Source organism: Rhizobium sp. SAFR-030 (genome assembly GCF_059415005.1).
Map to the genome: position 1 here is coordinate 226,010 of NZ_JBPFDO010000006.1, position 16,102 is coordinate 242,111.

Here is a 16,102-nt window from a genome sequence, read left to right on the forward strand (position 1 = left end):
TGATCTATATGTCCCCTCAACCATTCTCAAGCGTGGCGGGAGCAAAGCAATGCTGGATATGCTGATCGTAGGCGGCGGTTACGTGGGCCTTTCGGTGGCGGTCGCGACCAAGCAGGCGGCCCCTCACCTTTCGATCGAGGTGATCGAGGCGGCTCCGGAACACGTGTGGCAGAAGGACGAGCGTGCCTCAGCAATCATCGCAGCAGCGACCCGCATGCTGCAGGTGCTCGGCGTCTGGGACGAGATCGCTGCGCAGTCGCAGCCGATCAACCGGATGATCGTCACCGATTCGCGCACATCCGATCCGGTGCGCCCGGTCTACCTGACCTTCGACGGCGAGGTGGCGGAAGGCCAGCCATTCGCACACATGGTTCCGAACGTCGCGATGGTGCGCGCGCTGCGCGGTGTCTGCGAACGGCTCGGCATCCGCATCCGCCACGGCGCCTCGGCGACCGGCTTTGTCGCCGGCCCGAACTGCGCTTCGCTGATCCTGTCGAACGGCGAGAAGATCGACACCCGGCTCGTCGTCGCATGTGACGGGGTGCGCTCGAAACTGCGCGACATGGCCGGCATCAAGACGGTTCACTGGGATTACGGCCAGTCGGGCATCGTCACCACCGTCGAGCACGAGCGCCCGCACGAGGGCTGCGCCGAGGAACACTTCCTGCCGTCGGGGCCTTTCGCCATCCTGCCGCTCACCGGCAACCGCTCCTCGCTCGTCTGGACCGAGCGCACCGCCGATGCAGACCGGCTGGTGGCCTCCGACGACCTGTTCTTCGAGGAGGAACTGCAGCGCCGCTTCGGCTACAAGCTCGGTGCGCTGACGGTGGTTGGTGGGCGCAAGGCGTTTCCGCTGGGGCTGACGCTGTCGCGTGCCTTCGTCGCACCGCGCCTGGCGCTTGCCGGCGATGCCGCGCACGGCATCCACCCGATTTCCGGGCAGGGCCTCAACCTCGGCTTCAAGGATGTCGCGGCACTGGCCGAAACCGTGGTCGAGGCGGATCGCCTCGGCCTCGATATCGGCGCCCTCAACATTCTCGAGCGCTACCAGGAATGGCGGCGCTTCGACACCTTCCGCATGGGGGTAACCACCGACGTGCTGAACAGGCTGTTCTCCAATGACATCACGCCGATCCGCATCGCACGGGATCTGGGGCTTGGCATGGTCGAGCGTCTGCCGCGGCTCAAATCCTTCTTCATCGGCGAGGCGGCCGGCACGAAGGCGAAGAACCTTCCGCGCCTGCTGGAAGGCCGGACGATCTGATCGTCCGGGCTGGGCGAGAGAGCGTCGTTCGTCAGTCTTCGATGCGCCGGGCTTCCGACATCAGCATGATCGGGATGCCATCGCGGATCGGATAGGCGAGACGCGCGACCTCCGAGATCAGTTCGTTGGTCTCGCGGTTTAGCACCAGCCGGGTCTTGCCGAGCGGGCAGACCAGCAGATCGAGCAGCTTCGGGTCGACCTTGGAAAGCTTCTCGTCCATGGCGATCCCTATTGCAGCACGGTATCGCTGTCGCCGTAACCGCTGGCGAGCAGGATTTCGGTGATGGCGATCAGCGTATCGGCGCGGGTCTTCAGGTCCGGCGCCTCGAGCAATGCCTGCTTTTCCGCCGCCCCGAACGGCGACATCATCGACAGAGAATTGACCAGCGTACGGTTGCCGGCGCGCTCGACGCTTTCCCAGTCCGCTTCAAGCTTGTTGGCATCCAGATAGGCGCGGAAGACGCGCAGCAGTTCCTGCCGATCGACCGCCGCTTCGTCGTCCTCCGACGACAGGTCGCTCATGAACGGCATGAAGCTGACGGTACGGAATGGATGGCCCTCGCCGACCTCGTCCATCACCCGGAACCGGCAGACGCCGGTGAGCGAGGCGATGTAGCGGCCGTCGCCGGTTTCGGCAAACGACGTGATGCGTCCGATGCAGCCGACCGGCGCCAACGCCTGCCGCGACCCCTCGCCGGGTTCGCTGAGCGCCGGCTGTACCATGCCGATCAGCCGCTCGCCGGCGAGCGCCGCATCGAACATCGCCAGATAGCGCGGCTCGAAGATATTGAGCGGCAACTGCCCGGCCGGAAGCAACAGGGCGCCGGTCAGCGGAAATACCGGGATCGTCTCCGGCAGATCCTCACGCTTCACGTACCGTGCATTTCCGACATGCATGAACCTTCTCCACCCGTCAGCTGGCTGATTGCAGCTCTGTTTCTAATGTGGTGCATCCAGCCGATTCAGCAAGACGGGTAAGCCTGTCGCGACGAAGCAGGTGCCCCGCCGCGGACAAGCCGAGGCGCTCAGGAAAACAGGATGGACGACAGGCGGCGGCGCGCGGTGACTGTCGCTGGATCCTTCGGACCCCAGGTCTCGAAGAACTGAACCAGCTGACGGCGCGCACCGTCGTCGTCGAAGGTGCGGTCCTTGCGCATGATCGTCAGCAGGTGATCGGCCGCCTCGTCTCGCTTGCCCTCGACATTGCGGATCTTCGCCAGGTTGAGCCGCGCCGCGTGATCGTCCGGGTTCTGCGCCAGCTGCTGCTCCAGTGCCACCGGATCGCCGAGCTTGCGGGCTTCCTCGATCTGCTGCAGCTTCAACGCCACGGCCTGGACAGGGGCTGCCGACGACAGCTCTTCGGGCAGCGAGGCGAGCATCTGCTGGGCGCGCTCGGTTTCGCCAAGCGCGATCAGGCACTCCATCATGCCGGCCGCCGCCTTGGCATTTTCCGGATCGGCCTGCAGCACGGCGCCGAAGAGCTGGGCCGCATTCTGGACGTCTCCCGCCTGCAGGAGGCCGTTGGCTTCCTCGAGCGCGGCCTCGATCTCGGCCGCCTGATCGGCACCGGGCGGGCCGGCGATCTTGTCGATGAACTGGCGGATCTGGCTTTCCGGCACGGCGCCCATGAAGCCATCCACGGGGCGGCCATCGACGAAGGCGATGACGGCCGGGATCGACTGGATACCGAGCTGGCCGGGGATCGACGGATGATCATCGATGTTGAGCTTGACCAGCTTGACGCGGCCCTGGCCCTCGTTGACGACTTTTTCAAGCGCCGGGGCGAGCTGCTTGCATGGGCCGCACCAGGGAGCCCAGAAATCGACCAGCACCGGCTGGCGGCGCGATTCTTCCAGCACGTCCTTGGGGAAGGCGGCGGTCGTCGTATCCTTGATATGCGCGGCCGGGCCGGATGCCGATGCAGCCGGCGCCGCCTGTTGCGGCTGGCTGCCGAAACTCATGCTGCCGCTCATCTGTCCGCCATAGCTGCCGCTGTAAGGATTGTCGGAACCGCTCATGGAAATCTCCCGGGACTGCTTAACTGCCTGCCATCTGCTCGCAAAGATCGTATGTCAGGACGTCACTTTCAAGACAAGCGGCGTGTGGCCGGTGGCTTCCAGAAATCGCAGGAGATCGTCGCGGCCGATCGATGTGGTGGCCTCGTTGGTGAGCGGGTGGCCGTTGATGATGTGGCTGTCCATCAGCGCCTCATCGAGCACGAAGGTCACGGCGTTGTCCCGGTCGTTGATGGCTCCGAAGACGGTGACCGACCCCGGAACGACGCCGAGATAGGCGAGCATCTTCTCAGGACTGCCGAAGGAGACGCGGCTCGATGCGCCGATCAGCTTGTGGACGCTCTTCAGGTCGACGGTCGCATGCTCCTCCACGGTGATGACGAAGAACCGGTCCTTCTTGTCCTTGACGAACAGGTTCTTGGTATGGGCGCCGGGGATCGCGTCGCGCAGATCTGCCGACTCGGCGACGGTAAACACCGCCGGATGGGTCTTTGTCGTGTGGGAAATGCCAAGCTCGTCGAGCAGGCGGAAAAGGTCGTCGGCGGTGCAGGCCGTCGGAGCGGAGGCAGTGTCTGTCATGGCGTGGAGGGCGGCTTTCCTGGATGAGGCGCGGCGGGCGCGGGGATGGGTGCATTGGCCGGCACTATAGAGACGGGGGCCGCTCAGCCACAAGCCGGACCGCGCCATCGGCTGCGGCGCTTTCCGACATCGCGCGTCGGCGCCAGCACCGGCGGCCACACCGGCCCGGCATCACAAGCCCGAACGCTGCTTTTGGAAAACCCGCGCTAAAACAGGTAGTTACGCGGAGAACCGAAAAATCTCGGCTTCCATGTCATTTCCCTGTTGCATTCGAAAATCAGTTGGGCCATATACCGCCCGTCGCCGCAAGCGAGCGACCCACGGCCCAGCGATCTACCCCGGGCTGCTGGTTTGATGAGCGGGTGTAGCTCAGGGGTAGAGCACAACCTTGCCAAGGTTGGGGTCGAGGGTTCGAATCCCTTCGCCCGCTCCAAATTTTTCCATTTCACATTGGTTTAAGCGAATTCCGCTCCTGCGGAGCGCGATGCTTTCCGTAACCGGCGCGGATGTTTCCGCACCGGTTGGGTTCGCATTGACGGACGATCAATCCGGCATGGGACCGATGTCCGTGCGCCTCGACATCTCACAGAGCGACATGGCGTTATGCCCGCTCGGCACTTGGTCCAGGCGGAGAAGCTGCGTGAGTCGCTCCTCGACTGACCGGGCCGGAGCTTCGCTGAGGACGAAGCCGCTCGATTTTTTCGAGGATGGCGGGAATAACCTGGCGCCTGCTCGCGTATACAGGGACATGAGCGACAAGCGGCACCCTTTCGATGTCCTGAACCAGCTGGCGGCACTGCGCCGCTATGCGCGGTCGCTCGTGCGCAATCCCGACGATGCCGAGGATCTGGTGCACGACGCGCTGGTGCGGGCCTTCGAGCGCAAGAGCACGTTCCGCAATGGCGCAAACCTGCGCAACTGGCTGCTGTCGATCGTCCACAACACGCATATCGACCGCATCCGCCGCAGGCGATCGTCCGACGCACGTCATCAGGCGGCGGCGGAAATCTCTGAAAGAGTCCATCATTCGGATCCCGACCAGTCAATCCGGCTGAAGCAGCTGCGCAACGCCTTCTTCGCCCTTCCCGAGGAACAGCGCGACGCGCTGCACCTGGTGGCGATCGAGGGGCTTTCGTATCAGGACGCCGCAGCAACGCTCAACATCCCGGTTGGCACGCTGATGTCGCGCGTGTCGCGCGCCAGGGCGCGGCTGCGCGAGTTCGAGGAAAGCGGCCGCAAGCTGCCCGACAGCACCGGCCATCTCAAACTGATCGAAGGAGGCCGCGATGACAGCCGTTGATCCGGTACAAGCCGCCGATGTGGAAGCCTATGTGGACGACCAGCTGGATGCCGGACGCCGCATCGAGGTGGAAGCCTATCTGTCCGAACATCCCGACATTGCCGCACGGGTGATGGCGGACCTGGCGATCAGGGGCGAACTGCGCCTGGCGCTGGCCGAGCGGCATCCGCACGGTCTTCCGCAGACGCGCGAGGCGGCGCGCCGGCTGCAGGCGGCCCTGTCGCGCGGCCGGATCTTCCAGTCGCTGCAGCGGCTTGCCGCAACCGTGGTGCTGGTTGCCGCCGGCTGGGGCCTGAGCAGCCAGTTCGGCACGTTCACGGTCTCCGAAGTGGTGGCCTCCGTGCCGCCGCCGGCCTTCGTCGAGGAGGCCATCCGCGCCCACGGCACATCGGTGCTGCGCGAGACGATGACGTCGCAGGCCGAGGCATCGCGCTATGACCCGACCGAGATCCGTTCGGCAACGGCGATTGTCATGCCCGAGATCCCGGACGGCTGGAAGGTCGAGGACGTGCAGGTCTTCCCCTCCGCCTTCGGTCCGAGCGTCGAGATGGCGATCAGCCACGGCAAGGATGTGCGGCTGTCGCTGTTTGCCGTTCGCCCCGGCAGCTTCAACGTCCAGCCGGTGTCGCTGGTGAAGAAGGATGCCGTCGAGGCTTCCTACTGGCAGATCGGCGAGGTGGCCTATGCGCTCGTCTCCGATACGCAGAACGCCGCCCAACTGAAGACCGAGGCCGAAAGCCTCGCCCGTTCCCTTTACTGAACAACCACAGGAGTACGCCATGAATCCGCGTTTCGGCTATAACCCGGCCGTCCAGTCGCACGCCGCACTCGACGAGAGCCTGCGCAAGCACATGCTGCGCGTCTACAACTACATGGGACTCGGCCTTGTCATTACCGGCATCGTCGCCTTCGTCGTCTCCTCGACGCCGGCGCTCTACGTGCCGATCTTCTCCAGCCCGCTGAAGTGGGTGGTGATGCTGGCGCCGCTCGCCTTCGTCTTCTTCTTCTCGTTCAAGATCCAGACGATGTCCGCCTCGACCGCACAGATGACCTTCTGGGCCTTCTGCGCCGTCATGGGCCTGTCGCTCGCCTCGGTGTTCCTGGTGTTTACCGGTGCCAGCATCGCCCGCACCTTCTTCATCACCGCCACCATGTTCGGCGCCACCAGCCTCTACGGCTACGTCACCAAGCGCGACCTCGCCAAGTTCGGTTCGTTCCTGGTGATGGGCCTGATTGGCGTGGTGATCGCCTCGGTGGTCAACATCTTCCTCGGCTCCAGCGCCCTGCAGTTTGCCATCTCGATCATCGGCATCTTCGTGTTCATCGGCCTGACCGCCTGGGACACGCAGAACATCAAGGAGCAGTTCGCCGAGAATTTTGACCAGGAGAGCCAGCAGAAGCTTGCCGTCTTCGGCGCGCTGTCGCTGTACCTCAACTTCGTCAACATCTTCCAGCTGCTGCTGAGCCTTACCGGCCAGCGCGAAGAGTAACCGGAAGCCAGGCAGGAGACATTCATGGACCATAACGACCGTCAGGCAATTGAAGCGCTGTTCGGCAAGCTCTCGCAGGTCGAGAGCCAGTCCGGGCCGCGCGATCCGGACGCGGAGCACCTGATCCGCGACCGCATCAATGCCTAGCCGGGCGCACCCTACTTCATGGCGCAGACGATCGTCGTTCAGGAGCAGGCGCTGGAAGAGGCGCAGCGGCGGATCGAGGAGCTGGAATACCAGCTTTCGGCCCGTCCGGCCTCGGGCGGCGGCTTCTTCTCGGGTATCTTCGGCAGCGGTTCGCAGCCGCAGCGGCAGGCACCCGGCGCGATGCGGGCACAGGGCATGGCGCCAGGAATGACACCCGGGATGGCTCCGATGCAGCCGCAGGCGGGTCCCCGCAATCCCTGGGGCGGCCAGCCGGCGCAAGGCTTCGGCCCCGGCTACGGCCAGGGCCAGCCATCGCGCGGTGGCGGCTTCCTGGCTGGTGCAGCGCAGACGGCCATGGGCGTTGCCGGTGGCGTGCTGCTGGGCAGCGCGATTGCCGGGATGATGGGCGGCAACGAGGCGCAGGCGGCCGAACCGGCCGAGCCTGCCGCTCCCGCCGAAGAGCCGGCCATGGATGATGGCGGCATGGACGACATGGAATTCTGATCGTCAACGCACTGCCGATCGCAATCCGTAACGAAATGGCCATGTTCTTGTGACATGGCCATTTCCATGACCCCTTCCCGCCTATCGTTTCAGACGGTCCTCTGACAGATGGACCTTTACCCGCAGCCGCCTGTTCCGCGTTCCGATGCGCCGGACGAAGACGATCCCGCATCCGGTACTGCCGCCGGCCGCAGCTTTTCCGAGATGCTGCGGAGCCTAGCGGACGATCCGAGCCGGGCGCGCATCTTCGTCTCCGATCTCCTGTTGCTGATGCAGGATCGCGCCTTCGGCGCGCTGCTGTTCATCTTCGCCATGCCCAACACCATTCCGACGCCGCCCGGCACCTCGGCGATCCTCGGCATTCCGCTGGTCTTCCTGTCGGCGCAGATGGCGCTCGGCCGCGCACCCTGGCTGCCGAAGCTGATCGCCGGCCGTTCGATGCTGCGCACCGACTTTGCCGCGATGATCGGCAGAACCGGACCCTGGATCGCCAGAGCCGAACGCATGCTGAAGCCGCGGCTCTCGTTCCTCACGTCGCCGGTGGCCGAACGCCTGATCGGCTGCTTCTGTCTTATCCTGGCGATCGTGCTGGCGCTGCCAATCCCGCTTGGCAACATGCTGCCGGCGCTAGGCATCTGCCTGATCGCCTTCGGCATCCTGGAAAAGGACGGGCTGTGGATCCTTGCCGGCGTCGTGCTCGGCATCGTCTCGCTGTTTCTGGTCGCCGGCGTCGCCTATGCGCTGCTGAAAAGCCTCATCTACTTGCTGGTGACTGTGTTTTCCTGATCAGAGCGTGAAGCCGCTCAGCCGCTCGGCCAGGCGACCAATGCCCGCCGCGTCGGCATTGGCAAACGCGAACCGCAGGAAGTCCTCCTGGCTCGGCCCGAAATAGCCGCCCGGAATGCAGGAAACGCCGACCTGTCTCGCCAGCGCTTCAGCGACGGTTGCCGAATCTATGCCGGGAAACGGATGGCGAACGAAGGCGAAATAGGCGCCGACCGCCGCCAGCTGCCACTGCGGCAGCCCCGACATCGCCGATCTGAGTGCTTCGGCACGGCGCAGGATCTCCAACCGGTTGTCTTCCCGCCAGTCGGTCAGCAGCGGCAGGGCTTGCGCAACGGCGGCCTGGGCGGAGCGCGGTGCACAGATCTGCAGGTTGTCCATGATCTTGGCGACCTGCGCCACGAATCCGGGTCCGGCAGTGATGGCGCCCAGCCGGTGGCCGGGAATGCAGAAGCTCTTCGAAAAGCTGTAGAGCGAGACGAAGCCATCCTGCCATCCGCTCTCGCCGAATAGGGCATGCGGCGCCTGATGCGCATCCGGCAGGAAATCACGGTAGGTCTCGTCGAAAATCAGCCAGACGCCGCGTGCCTGACAAAGCGCGAAGATCTCGCCGATCAGCGCCGGCGGGTAGACGGCGCCCGTCGGATTGTTGGGTGACACCAGCGCCAGTGCCTTCACCTGCGGCGTCAACGCAGCCGCCACGTCCTCCAATGTCGGCAGGAAGCCGTTGTCGGCACCGCAGGCGACGAAGCTTGTGCGGATGCCGAGCATCGAAAGCGTGGTTTCGTGGTTGAAGTAGAAGGGCTCCGTCATCAGCACCGTGTCACCGGCGCCGGCAACCGCCATGGCGGCGCAGATGAACGCCTGATTGCAGCCCGAGGTGATGTGGATGGTATCGGCCGACAGATCGGCGCCGTAGACCAGCGAGACATGCGCCGCATAGGCAGTGCGCAGGACCGTCTCGCCTTCGATCGGGCCGTAGCCGGTATAGGCGGCCGATGACGCCGCTTCGCCCAGAAGTCCGAGCATGGCCGGATGCGCCGGGTATCCGGGAACCGCCTGCGACAGGTCGATCAGTGGCCCCTTGGCGCCGTCATAGGCGCGCGCCCAGGCCTGGACGGACGGCACGGGAGGCGGCGAGATCCGGGCGACGAGCGGGTTGAAGGCGGGGGAGGACAAGGGCATGGAGGGCGGCCTGCGATGAGATTGAACGCGCCGACTAACGGTGGAGGCAGGCCGATTGTCAATTGATTTCACGCGCCATTTGCGCCGATACTGCGCAAAACGAAGGCAGCGGCCGGCGATGCACGGCGATTGCGCATATGGGTTTGCGCGGTATGGCCGACAGCGGCATGGGAGCAGAAGATGAGCCTGGATGCAGACAAACTGGCGGCGCTGCGGGAAAAGTACGGCAGCAGCGAAGGCGGCGAGATCTTCGACCCGGCTTTCGCAAAGGTGGGCGAGAAGATCTTCAGCAACGGCACGCGTGCCGCACCCTATGCGGGTGTGCCGACCTTCCTGTCGGCGCCCTACCGGACGGTCGAGGCGGACAGTCCCGATTTCGGCGACCTGCAGGTAGCAATCACCGGCGTACCGATGGATCTCGGCGTCACCAACCGCCCCGGCTCGCGTTTCGGCCCCCGGGCTCTGCGCAGCATCGAGCGCATCGGACCCTATAACCATGTCCTCGGTTGCGCCCCGGTCCACGACCTGCGCGTCGCGGATATCGGCGACGTGCCGTTCCGCAGCCGCTACCGGCTGGAGATGAGCCACGACGACATCGAGAAGCGCTTCAACCAGATCGTCGATGCCGGCGTGATCCCGCTTGCCGTCGGCGGCGACCATTCGATTACCCATCCGATCATGAAGGCGGTGGGCAAGCACCGACCCGTCGGCATGATCCACATCGACGCCCACTGCGATACCAGCGGTGGCTTCGACCAGACGAAGTTCCACCACGGCGGCCCCTTCCGCAACGCGGTGCTGGACGGCGTTCTCGATCCGACGCGCACCGTGCAGATCGGCATTCGCGGATCGGCCGAGTATCTCTGGGAGTTTTCCTACGAGAGCGGCATGACCGTGATCCATGCCGAGGAGATAACGGGGCTTGGCATTCCGGCGATCATGGACAGGGCGAAGGCGATCGTCGGCGACGGCCCGACCTATCTTTCCTTCGATATCGACAGTCTCGATCCGGCTTTCGCGCCGGGCACCGGCACGCCGGAGGTCGGCGGCCTGACGACGCGCGAAGTGCTGGAACTCATCCGCGGCCTGAAGGGCATCAACCTCGTCGGCGCCGATGTGGTGGAGGTCGCGCCGCAATATGACGCGACGACCAATACCGCCCATGCCGGCGCGCAGGTGCTGTTCGAGATCCTCAGCCTGATGGTGTTCAGCCCGGCCATCACCGGGAAGGCTTAGAGGACGACGCGCCTCAGCTCTTGGCGAACACGTAGTCGGTCTCCTGGCGCAGCACCTCGCCGGGCCGCAGGATGGCGTTGGGGAAGCCGTCGTGGTTGATGGCATCCGGCCAGATCTGTGTCTCGAGGCAGAGCCCGCCATAGGGATGATAGGCCGCGCCGCCGAGCCCCGGCACCGTCGGCTTCAGCTTGAAGCCGCAATAGAGCTGAACGCCCGGCTCTGTGGTGCGCACTTCCAGCGAGACGCCGGAGTTGACGCTGCGCACCAGTGCAACGGAACGCTTTTCCGTTCGATTTGCCGACAGGCAGAAATTGTGATCGAAATCGACCTGCGCACCGTCCTCGCCGCTCCGGCGGACAGGGCCGAGCTGGCGCAGATCCATCGGCGTGCCCTCGACCGGAACCAGCACGCCCGTCGGCACCTGCTCCTCGTCGAGCTCCAGATAGTGATCGGCAGCGATCATGATGTCGTGGCCGAGGATATCCTCGCGGCCGTCGAGGTTGAAGTAGGTGTGCTGGCAGATGTTGGCGAGCGTCGGCTGATCGGTAACGCTCTCGTAGATGACGCTGAGCACGCCGTCGTCCTTCAGCTCATAGGTGGCGGTGACGGTGCAGTTGCCGGGATAGCCGCCGCGGCCGTCCGTGTCGGTGACCTGCAGGATCACCTTGTTGTCGGAATGGGCAACAATCGTCCAGTTGGTCTTGCCGAGACCGTCGCTACCGCCGTGCAGATGTGTCGTGCCGTGCTGGTTGAGATCGAGCTGGTATTGCTTGCCGTCGAGCGTGAAGCGTCCATGGCCGATGCGGTTGGCGACCCGGCCCGGCGTTGCACCGAAATAGGAGGAATACTGGGGATAATCGTCGAACGTGGCAAAGCCCAGCACCAGCGGCGCCTCGTGACCTTCCAGCCGCAGATCCTGGATAACGGCGCCCCAGGTCATCACATGGGCGGTCAGGCCGCCGCCGGAAATCTTCACCCGGTACACCGTTTCGCCCGCAGCCGTCGTGCCGAAGATTTCACCTTGCGTTGCCATGCTTATCCGTCCTGTCCTCAGTCTTCTCACCGATCTGGCGCGGCGCAAACTGCGCCAAAACCGGTTCCTTCGCAATCCTTGAAATACGCTCAGCGGGAGAGGGAGCGCATTGCCTGCTCCAGCCCGGAAAGCGTCAGCGGGTACATCCGCCCGTCGAGGATGCGCCGCATGAGAATGGCCGACTGGGTGAAATCCCACTGTGGCTCGGCGACCGGATTGATCCAGGCGACACGCCGGAAATGCGCGGTCATCCGGCCCATCCACACCTCGCCGGCCTCCTTGTTCCAGTGCTCCACCGAGCCGCCGGGATGGCTGATCTCGTAAGGGCTCATCGTCGCGTCGCCGACAAAGATGATCCGATAGTCAGGCCCGTAGGTCCGCAGGATTTCGGTGACCGGCAGGCGCGTCGAGCGGCGGCGGTTGTCGCGCCAGACGCTCTCGTAGAGGCAGTTGTGGAAGTAGAAGTGCTCCAGGTGCCGGAACTCCGAGCGGGCTGCCGAAAACAGCTCCTCCACCTCGGCCACGTGATCGTCCATCGATCCGCCGACATCGAAGAACATCAGCAGCTTCACCGAATTGCGCCGCTCCGGACGCGTCTGCACATCGAGATAGCCGTGCTCCGCGGTCGAGCGGATGGTGCCGGGGAGGTCAAGCTCGTCGGCGGCACCCTCGCGCACCCAGCGGCGCAGCCGCTTCAGCGCCACCTTGATGTTGCGGGTGCCGATCTCGCGGGCATCGTCGAAATCGCGGAACTCGCGGCTGTCCCAGACCTTGACCGCCCGGCGATGCCGCGACGTCTTCTGGCCGATGCGCACGCCTTCCGGATTGTAGCCATAGGCCCCGAACGGAGATGTGCCGGCCGTGCCGATCCACTTCGAACCGCCCTGATGGCGGCCCTGCTGCTCCTCAAGCCGCTTCCTCAGCATCTCCATCAGCGCCTCGAAGCCGCCGAGCGAAGCGACCAGCGCTTTCTCCTCGGCGCTCAGGTGCCGTTCCGCAAGCTTGCGCAGCCACTCCTCCGGCAGCGGCTCCGACTCGCTGACTTCAATGCCGGAGATGGCCTCAAGACCACTGAAATGGGTGGAAAACACCTGGTCGAAGCGGTCGATGTGACGCTCGTCCTTCACCAGCGCGGCGCGGGCGAGGAAGTAGAAGGCCTCGACATCGAAATCGGCAAGTCCGGCCTCCATACCCTCCAGAAGGTCCAGGAATTCCCGCAGCGTGACCGGGACCCTGGCGTCCTTCAGCTTCAGGAAGAAGGGGATGAACATGCCGGGTCCTTGCTACCGCGTGCCGATCTGCTCCAGATCGTAAGGCGTGGTCTGGTAGAGCTCGTTGATCCAGTTGCCGAACAGCAGATGCGCGTGGCTGCGCCAGCGGTTCTGTGGCGTCAGTGCCGGATCGTTATGCGGGAAGTAGTTGTACGGCATCTTGATCGGAATGCCGGCATTCACGTCGCGAAAATATTCGTCCGCCAGCGAGGTGGAATCATACTCGACGTGATTGAACATGTAGAGCCGGTTGCCCTTCTTCTCGTGAACGAGACAGACGCCCATCTCTTCCGATTCCATCAGGATTTCCAGTCCGTGGACCTTTTCGATGTCGGCGCGGCGGACTTCCGTCCAGCGTGACACGGGCACCTGGAAATCATCGGAGAAGCCGTTGAGATAGATGGAGGACGGGCAGAGATTGCGATGCCGGTAGACGCCGAACGCCTTTTCCTTCAGCTCGTGCTTCGGCACGCCGTGGAAATGATAGATGGCGGCCATCGCGCCCCAGCAGACGTTGAGGGTCGAATGGACATGGGTGTCGGTCCAGTCGAAGATCTGCCGCATCTCCTCCCAATAGGTGACTTCCTCGTAGGGAAGCATCTCGACCGGGGCGCCGGTGATGATGAAGCCGTCGAACTTGCGGTCCTTCACCTCTTCCCATGTCTGGTAGAACGACAGCAGGTGCTCTTCCGAGGTGTTCTTGGCCTTGTGGCCGCCGATCCGCACCAGCGAAAATTCGACCTGCAGCGGCGAGGCTCCGACAAGGCGAGCCATCTGCACTTCCGTCTTGATCTTGTTCGGCATCAGGTTGAGCAGGCCGATCTGCAGCGGACGGATGTCCTGCCGCACGGCCATGGTCTCGGTCATCACCCGCACGCCCTCGTTCACCAGTGCGTCGAAGGCGGGCAAGGTATCGGGGATCTTGATCGGCATGGGCTCGAACCTACAAAAACAGAAAAACCGGCAGCGAATGGTCGCGACCGGTCCGTGGAAGGTTTCACATCTTCTCGCGGCCCTTTAGCGACTTTTTTAACGTGGCTGCAAGCCGGCCGGCCAAATCACCACGAAGAGTGTCCTCAATAGGCCTTTCGCAGCCGAAGGTCAATCAATCGGGATGTCCGGCCTTGCCACCTATCGCTCCCGCCTTGCCATGAACGCCATGCGCTCGAAGAGATGCACGTCCTGCTCGTTCTTCAGCAATGCGCCGTGCAGCTTCGGCAGTGCGTTCTTGACGTCGCCGCGCAGCGTCTCGGGATCGACGTCGTCCGACACCAGCAGCCGGATCCAGTCGAGCGCCTCCGAAGTCGACGGCTTCTTCTTCAAACCCGCAGTCTCGCGGATCTCGTAGAACTGGGTGAGTGCGGCGCGCACGAGGGTCTGCTTGATGCCGGGATAATGGACGTCGACGATCCGCGACAGCGTCTCGGCATCCGGAAAGCGGATGTAATGGAAGAAGCAGCGGCGCAGGAACGCGTCGGGCAGCTCCTTCTCGTTGTTGGAGGTGATGATGACGATCGGCCGGACCTTGGCCTTCACCGTCTCGCCCGTCTCGTAGACGTGGAACTCCATGCGATCGAGTTCCTGCAGAAGGTCGTTGGGGAACTCGATGTCTGCCTTGTCGATCTCGTCGATCAGCAACACCACCTTGGTGTCCGAGGAGAAGGCCTGCCACAGCTTGCCCTGGCGGATGTAGTTCGACACCGCGTTCACCCGCGCATCGCCGAGCTGGCTGTCTCGCAGCCGCGACACTGCGTCGTATTCATAGAGCCCCTGCTGCGCCTTGGTCGTCGACTTGATGTTCCACTCGATCATCGGCAGATCGAGCGCCGCCGCCACCTGCCGCGCCAGTTCGGTCTTGCCGGTACCTGGCTCGCCCTTCACCAGCAGCGGCCGCTCGAGGCGGATCGCTGCATTGACCGCGACCATCAGGTCCTTGTCGGCGATGTAGTCCGCGGTACCGGTAAACTGCATGCGGTGGATGCTCCTGCAGGGTTCGAAAGGCCTGGGCGGAAGGTAATCAGCCGGCACCGGGTCCGCAAGCGGCGTCCGGACGCCTGCGGCCACAAGATTGCGCTTGTATTCCGCAGCCGATCTGCGAATCTGGCAGAAGGTCACGAGACATCGCAGGGCCAGCCGAAGGTCGCCCCGGAGCGGCGGCCGAAGCCTTGCGTGCCGCCAGCCTTCTTCTTCCGATCAGCCAATCGATGCGGCCGACAGCCACTCCGGACAGGGATGTCACTCTCGGATAGCCAGTCCCGGAAACCAGTCTCTGAGAAAGACGGGCTGCCCGCCGCCCTCGACAAACCGATCCGCCACCACATCCGATACAGCTTGCTACCCCCCCGCAACGCCCCTCCGCAGATGGAGCCGGGCCACAAGGACAAGATCAATGGCCAAAGGTCAGGTACGTTCGAACCGCGAAGTGCGCAAACCGAAGAAGGACAAGACGAAGGCCGCCGCAGCGCCGACTTCCACCTTCACCACCCAGCTGAAGGGCGCCGAAGCCGCCGCCCCGAAGAAGCGCTAGCGTTCCTATCCATCCCGACATCGGCCGCGGCGATAGCCGCCGCGTCCTTCGCGCCCCCCGTCACCGCGTCTTCGGCCTTTCCCTTTTGCCTGAAGATGCGCTAAGGGCAGGCCATGAGTTCATCCTCCTTCACCATCCTTCTGGGCGGCCACCTGACCCTCACCGATCGGCTGCGTGCGCTTGTCGATGGAACGAGGGTCATTGCCGCCGACAGCGGCATGCGCCATGCGCAGGGCCTGCGGCTGAAGCCGGAGCTTTGGGTGGGCGATTTCGACAGCAGCGACGCGGCACTGAGCCGCATGTGGCCGGATATCGAGCGCCGCACCTACCCGGCATCGAAGGCGGCGACCGATGGTGAAATCGCCGTCGCCGAAGCCATCGCCCGGGGCGCCACCCGGCTGATCTTTGCCGGGGCCCTGGGCGGCGAACGTTCCGACCATGCACTGCAGCACTACCTCAACGGTCTCGGCCTGGTCGAGGACGGCTACGAGGTGATGCTCTCGTCCGGTGACGAGGAAGCCTATCCGATGACCGGCGGCGACCGGCTGGAACTCGACCTGCCGCAAGGTGCGCTGTTCTCGGTGCTCGGCTTCACGGCACTCGAAGGCCTGACGATCCGCAATGCGCGCTATCCGCTCACCGATTTTTCGCTGACCTTCGGGTCGTCGCGCACCATATCCAATCTAGCAGACGGGCCGATCTCCGTGACGCTGAAGAGCGGCCGGGCGATCCTGCTCGCCAGACCCTACGACCTCAGCGGAGTCTAGA

The 16,102-nt window shown here is 64.3% G+C and carries 18 protein-coding genes, 1 tRNA gene, 1 pseudogene and 1 riboswitch; of the genes and pseudogenes, 11 read left to right on the forward strand and 9 right to left on the reverse strand.

What is annotated here, in order from left to right; all coding sequences use genetic code 11:
- Positions 1–49 precede the first annotated feature (49 nt).
- Positions 50–1,264 (forward strand): ubiquinone biosynthesis hydroxylase, encoded by a 1,215-nt coding sequence (locus ACR65N_RS19160; RefSeq protein WP_440458291.1) that lies wholly within the window; start codon positions 50–52, stop codon positions 1,262–1,264.
- 31 nt (positions 1,265–1,295) lie between these two features.
- Here ACR65N_RS19160 and ACR65N_RS19165 read toward each other — a convergent pair whose 3' ends face one another.
- From ACR65N_RS19165 to ACR65N_RS19180, 4 genes are all read right to left on the reverse strand, one after another.
- Entirely contained in the window at positions 1,296–1,484 is a 189-nt protein-coding gene (locus ACR65N_RS19165; RefSeq protein WP_430307643.1) for a Trm112 family protein, read from the reverse strand.
- 8 nt (positions 1,485–1,492) lie between these two features.
- Positions 1,493–2,161, reverse strand: coding sequence for an LON peptidase substrate-binding domain-containing protein (locus ACR65N_RS19170; protein WP_440458292.1), 669 nt, complete (start codon positions 2,159–2,161; stop codon positions 1,493–1,495).
- 128 nt (positions 2,162–2,289) lie between these two features.
- Complete coding sequence (gene trxA / locus ACR65N_RS19175) at positions 2,290–3,282, reverse strand: thioredoxin (RefSeq protein WP_440458293.1); 993 nt, start codon at positions 3,280–3,282, stop codon at positions 2,290–2,292.
- Between the two features lie 54 nt (positions 3,283–3,336).
- The gene (locus ACR65N_RS19180; RefSeq protein ID WP_440458294.1) at positions 3,337–3,858 is read right to left on the reverse strand and encodes a prolyl-tRNA synthetase associated domain-containing protein; all 522 of its coding nucleotides are present in this window, start codon (positions 3,856–3,858) and stop codon (positions 3,337–3,339) included.
- A 358-nt stretch (positions 3,859–4,216) separates the two neighbouring features.
- Here ACR65N_RS19180 and ACR65N_RS19185 point away from each other — a divergent pair.
- From ACR65N_RS19185 to ACR65N_RS19215, 7 genes and pseudogenes are all read left to right on the forward strand, one after another.
- Positions 4,217–4,291: transfer RNA gene (locus ACR65N_RS19185), tRNA-Gly, on the forward strand.
- Positions 4,292–4,606: 315 nt separating this feature from the next.
- Entirely contained in the window at positions 4,607–5,158 is a 552-nt protein-coding gene (locus tag ACR65N_RS19190; RefSeq protein ID WP_440458295.1) for a sigma-70 family RNA polymerase sigma factor, read from the forward strand.
- Positions 5,145–5,918 (forward strand): anti-sigma factor family protein, encoded by a 774-nt coding sequence (locus tag ACR65N_RS19195; protein ID WP_430307648.1) that lies wholly within the window; start codon positions 5,145–5,147, stop codon positions 5,916–5,918. Before ACR65N_RS19190 ends, ACR65N_RS19195 begins: the two co-directional genes overlap by 14 nt.
- Positions 5,919–5,937: 19 nt before the next feature.
- A complete protein-coding gene (locus ACR65N_RS19200) occupies positions 5,938–6,648 on the forward strand; it encodes a Bax inhibitor-1/YccA family protein (protein ID WP_430307649.1) in 711 nt (236 codons plus the stop codon).
- Positions 6,649–6,672: 24 nt separating this feature from the next.
- Positions 6,673–6,795, forward strand: coding sequence for a hypothetical protein (locus ACR65N_RS19205; protein ID WP_440458296.1), 123 nt, complete (start codon positions 6,673–6,675; stop codon positions 6,793–6,795).
- 12 nt (positions 6,796–6,807) lie between these two features.
- A pseudogene (locus ACR65N_RS19210) lies at positions 6,808–7,299 on the forward strand (DUF2076 domain-containing protein); the annotation flags it as partial.
- Positions 7,300–7,506: 207 nt separating this feature from the next.
- A complete protein-coding gene (locus ACR65N_RS19215; protein WP_430307760.1) occupies positions 7,507–8,085 on the forward strand; it encodes an exopolysaccharide biosynthesis protein in 579 nt (192 codons plus the stop codon).
- Here ACR65N_RS19215 and ACR65N_RS19220 read toward each other — a convergent pair whose 3' ends face one another.
- Positions 8,086–9,267, reverse strand: coding sequence for an aminotransferase (locus ACR65N_RS19220; RefSeq protein WP_440458297.1), 1,182 nt, complete (start codon positions 9,265–9,267; stop codon positions 8,086–8,088).
- A gap of 180 nt (positions 9,268–9,447) precedes the next feature.
- Here ACR65N_RS19220 and speB point away from each other — a divergent pair, with 180 nt between their 5' ends.
- On the forward strand, positions 9,448–10,503 hold the full coding sequence (gene speB, locus ACR65N_RS19225; RefSeq protein ID WP_440458298.1) for an agmatinase: 1,056 nt from the start codon (positions 9,448–9,450) through the stop codon (positions 10,501–10,503).
- Positions 10,504–10,516: 13 nt separating this feature from the next.
- Here speB and ACR65N_RS19230 read toward each other — a convergent pair whose 3' ends face one another.
- The 4 genes from ACR65N_RS19230 to ACR65N_RS19245 all read right to left on the reverse strand — a co-directional run bounded on the left by ACR65N_RS19230 (position 10,517) and on the right by ACR65N_RS19245 (position 14,778).
- Positions 10,517–11,542 carry an aldose epimerase family protein gene (locus ACR65N_RS19230; RefSeq protein ID WP_440458389.1) on the reverse strand — a complete coding sequence of 342 codons (1,026 nt, stop codon included), beginning with the start codon at positions 11,540–11,542 and terminating at the stop codon, positions 10,517–10,519.
- 83 nt (positions 11,543–11,625) lie between these two features.
- Positions 11,626–12,807, reverse strand: a complete 1,182-nt coding sequence (locus tag ACR65N_RS19235) for a vWA domain-containing protein (RefSeq protein WP_440458299.1) — start codon at positions 12,805–12,807, stop codon at positions 11,626–11,628.
- 12 nt (positions 12,808–12,819) lie between these two features.
- A complete protein-coding gene (gene metA / locus ACR65N_RS19240) occupies positions 12,820–13,740 on the reverse strand; it encodes a homoserine O-acetyltransferase MetA (protein WP_430307654.1) in 921 nt (306 codons plus the stop codon).
- Between the two features lie 64 nt (positions 13,741–13,804).
- Positions 13,805–13,882: riboswitch (SAM riboswitch) on the reverse strand.
- A 56-nt stretch (positions 13,883–13,938) separates the two neighbouring features.
- Positions 13,939–14,778 (reverse strand): AAA family ATPase, encoded by an 840-nt coding sequence (locus ACR65N_RS19245; RefSeq protein WP_440458300.1) that lies wholly within the window; start codon positions 14,776–14,778, stop codon positions 13,939–13,941.
- A gap of 418 nt (positions 14,779–15,196) precedes the next feature.
- On the opposite strand from ACR65N_RS19245, the gene ACR65N_RS19250 reads away from it, so the two are divergent.
- Positions 15,197–15,334, forward strand: coding sequence for a hypothetical protein (locus ACR65N_RS19250; RefSeq protein WP_430307656.1), 138 nt, complete (start codon positions 15,197–15,199; stop codon positions 15,332–15,334).
- Between the two features lie 113 nt (positions 15,335–15,447).
- Positions 15,448–16,101 (forward strand): thiamine diphosphokinase, encoded by a 654-nt coding sequence (locus ACR65N_RS19255; RefSeq protein ID WP_440458302.1) that lies wholly within the window; start codon positions 15,448–15,450, stop codon positions 16,099–16,101.
- The last annotated feature ends 1 nt before the right edge of the window (position 16,102 follow it).

Coding starts and splice junctions, on each gene's coding strand:
- trxA (WP_440458293.1), bottom strand. CDS start 3,282: ATGAGCGGTTCCGACAATCCTTACAGCGGCAGCTATGGCGGACAGATG.
- ACR65N_RS19245 (WP_440458300.1), bottom strand. CDS start 14,778: ATGCAGTTTACCGGTACCGCGGACTACATCGCCGACAAGGACCTGATG.
- metA (WP_430307654.1), bottom strand. CDS start 13,740: ATGCCGATCAAGATCCCCGATACCTTGCCCGCCTTCGACGCACTGGTG.
- ACR65N_RS19200 (WP_430307649.1), top strand. CDS start 5,938: ATGAATCCGCGTTTCGGCTATAACCCGGCCGTCCAGTCGCACGCCGCA.
- ACR65N_RS19190 (WP_440458295.1), top strand. CDS start 4,607: ATGAGCGACAAGCGGCACCCTTTCGATGTCCTGAACCAGCTGGCGGCA.
- ACR65N_RS19160 (WP_440458291.1), top strand. CDS start 50: ATGCTGGATATGCTGATCGTAGGCGGCGGTTACGTGGGCCTTTCGGTG.
- ACR65N_RS19170 (WP_440458292.1), bottom strand. CDS start 2,161: ATGCATGTCGGAAATGCACGGTACGTGAAGCGTGAGGATCTGCCGGAG.
- ACR65N_RS19220 (WP_440458297.1), bottom strand. CDS start 9,267: ATGCCCTTGTCCTCCCCCGCCTTCAACCCGCTCGTCGCCCGGATCTCG.
- ACR65N_RS19180 (WP_440458294.1), bottom strand. CDS start 3,858: ATGACAGACACTGCCTCCGCTCCGACGGCCTGCACCGCCGACGACCTT.
- ACR65N_RS19250 (WP_430307656.1), top strand. CDS start 15,197: ATGGCCAAAGGTCAGGTACGTTCGAACCGCGAAGTGCGCAAACCGAAG.
- ACR65N_RS19235 (WP_440458299.1), bottom strand. CDS start 12,807: ATGTTCATCCCCTTCTTCCTGAAGCTGAAGGACGCCAGGGTCCCGGTC.
- ACR65N_RS19195 (WP_430307648.1), top strand. CDS start 5,145: ATGACAGCCGTTGATCCGGTACAAGCCGCCGATGTGGAAGCCTATGTG.
- speB (WP_440458298.1), top strand. CDS start 9,448: ATGAGCCTGGATGCAGACAAACTGGCGGCGCTGCGGGAAAAGTACGGC.
- ACR65N_RS19255 (WP_440458302.1), top strand. CDS start 15,448: ATGAGTTCATCCTCCTTCACCATCCTTCTGGGCGGCCACCTGACCCTC.
- ACR65N_RS19165 (WP_430307643.1), bottom strand. CDS start 1,484: ATGGACGAGAAGCTTTCCAAGGTCGACCCGAAGCTGCTCGATCTGCTG.
- ACR65N_RS19205 (WP_440458296.1), top strand. CDS start 6,673: ATGGACCATAACGACCGTCAGGCAATTGAAGCGCTGTTCGGCAAGCTC.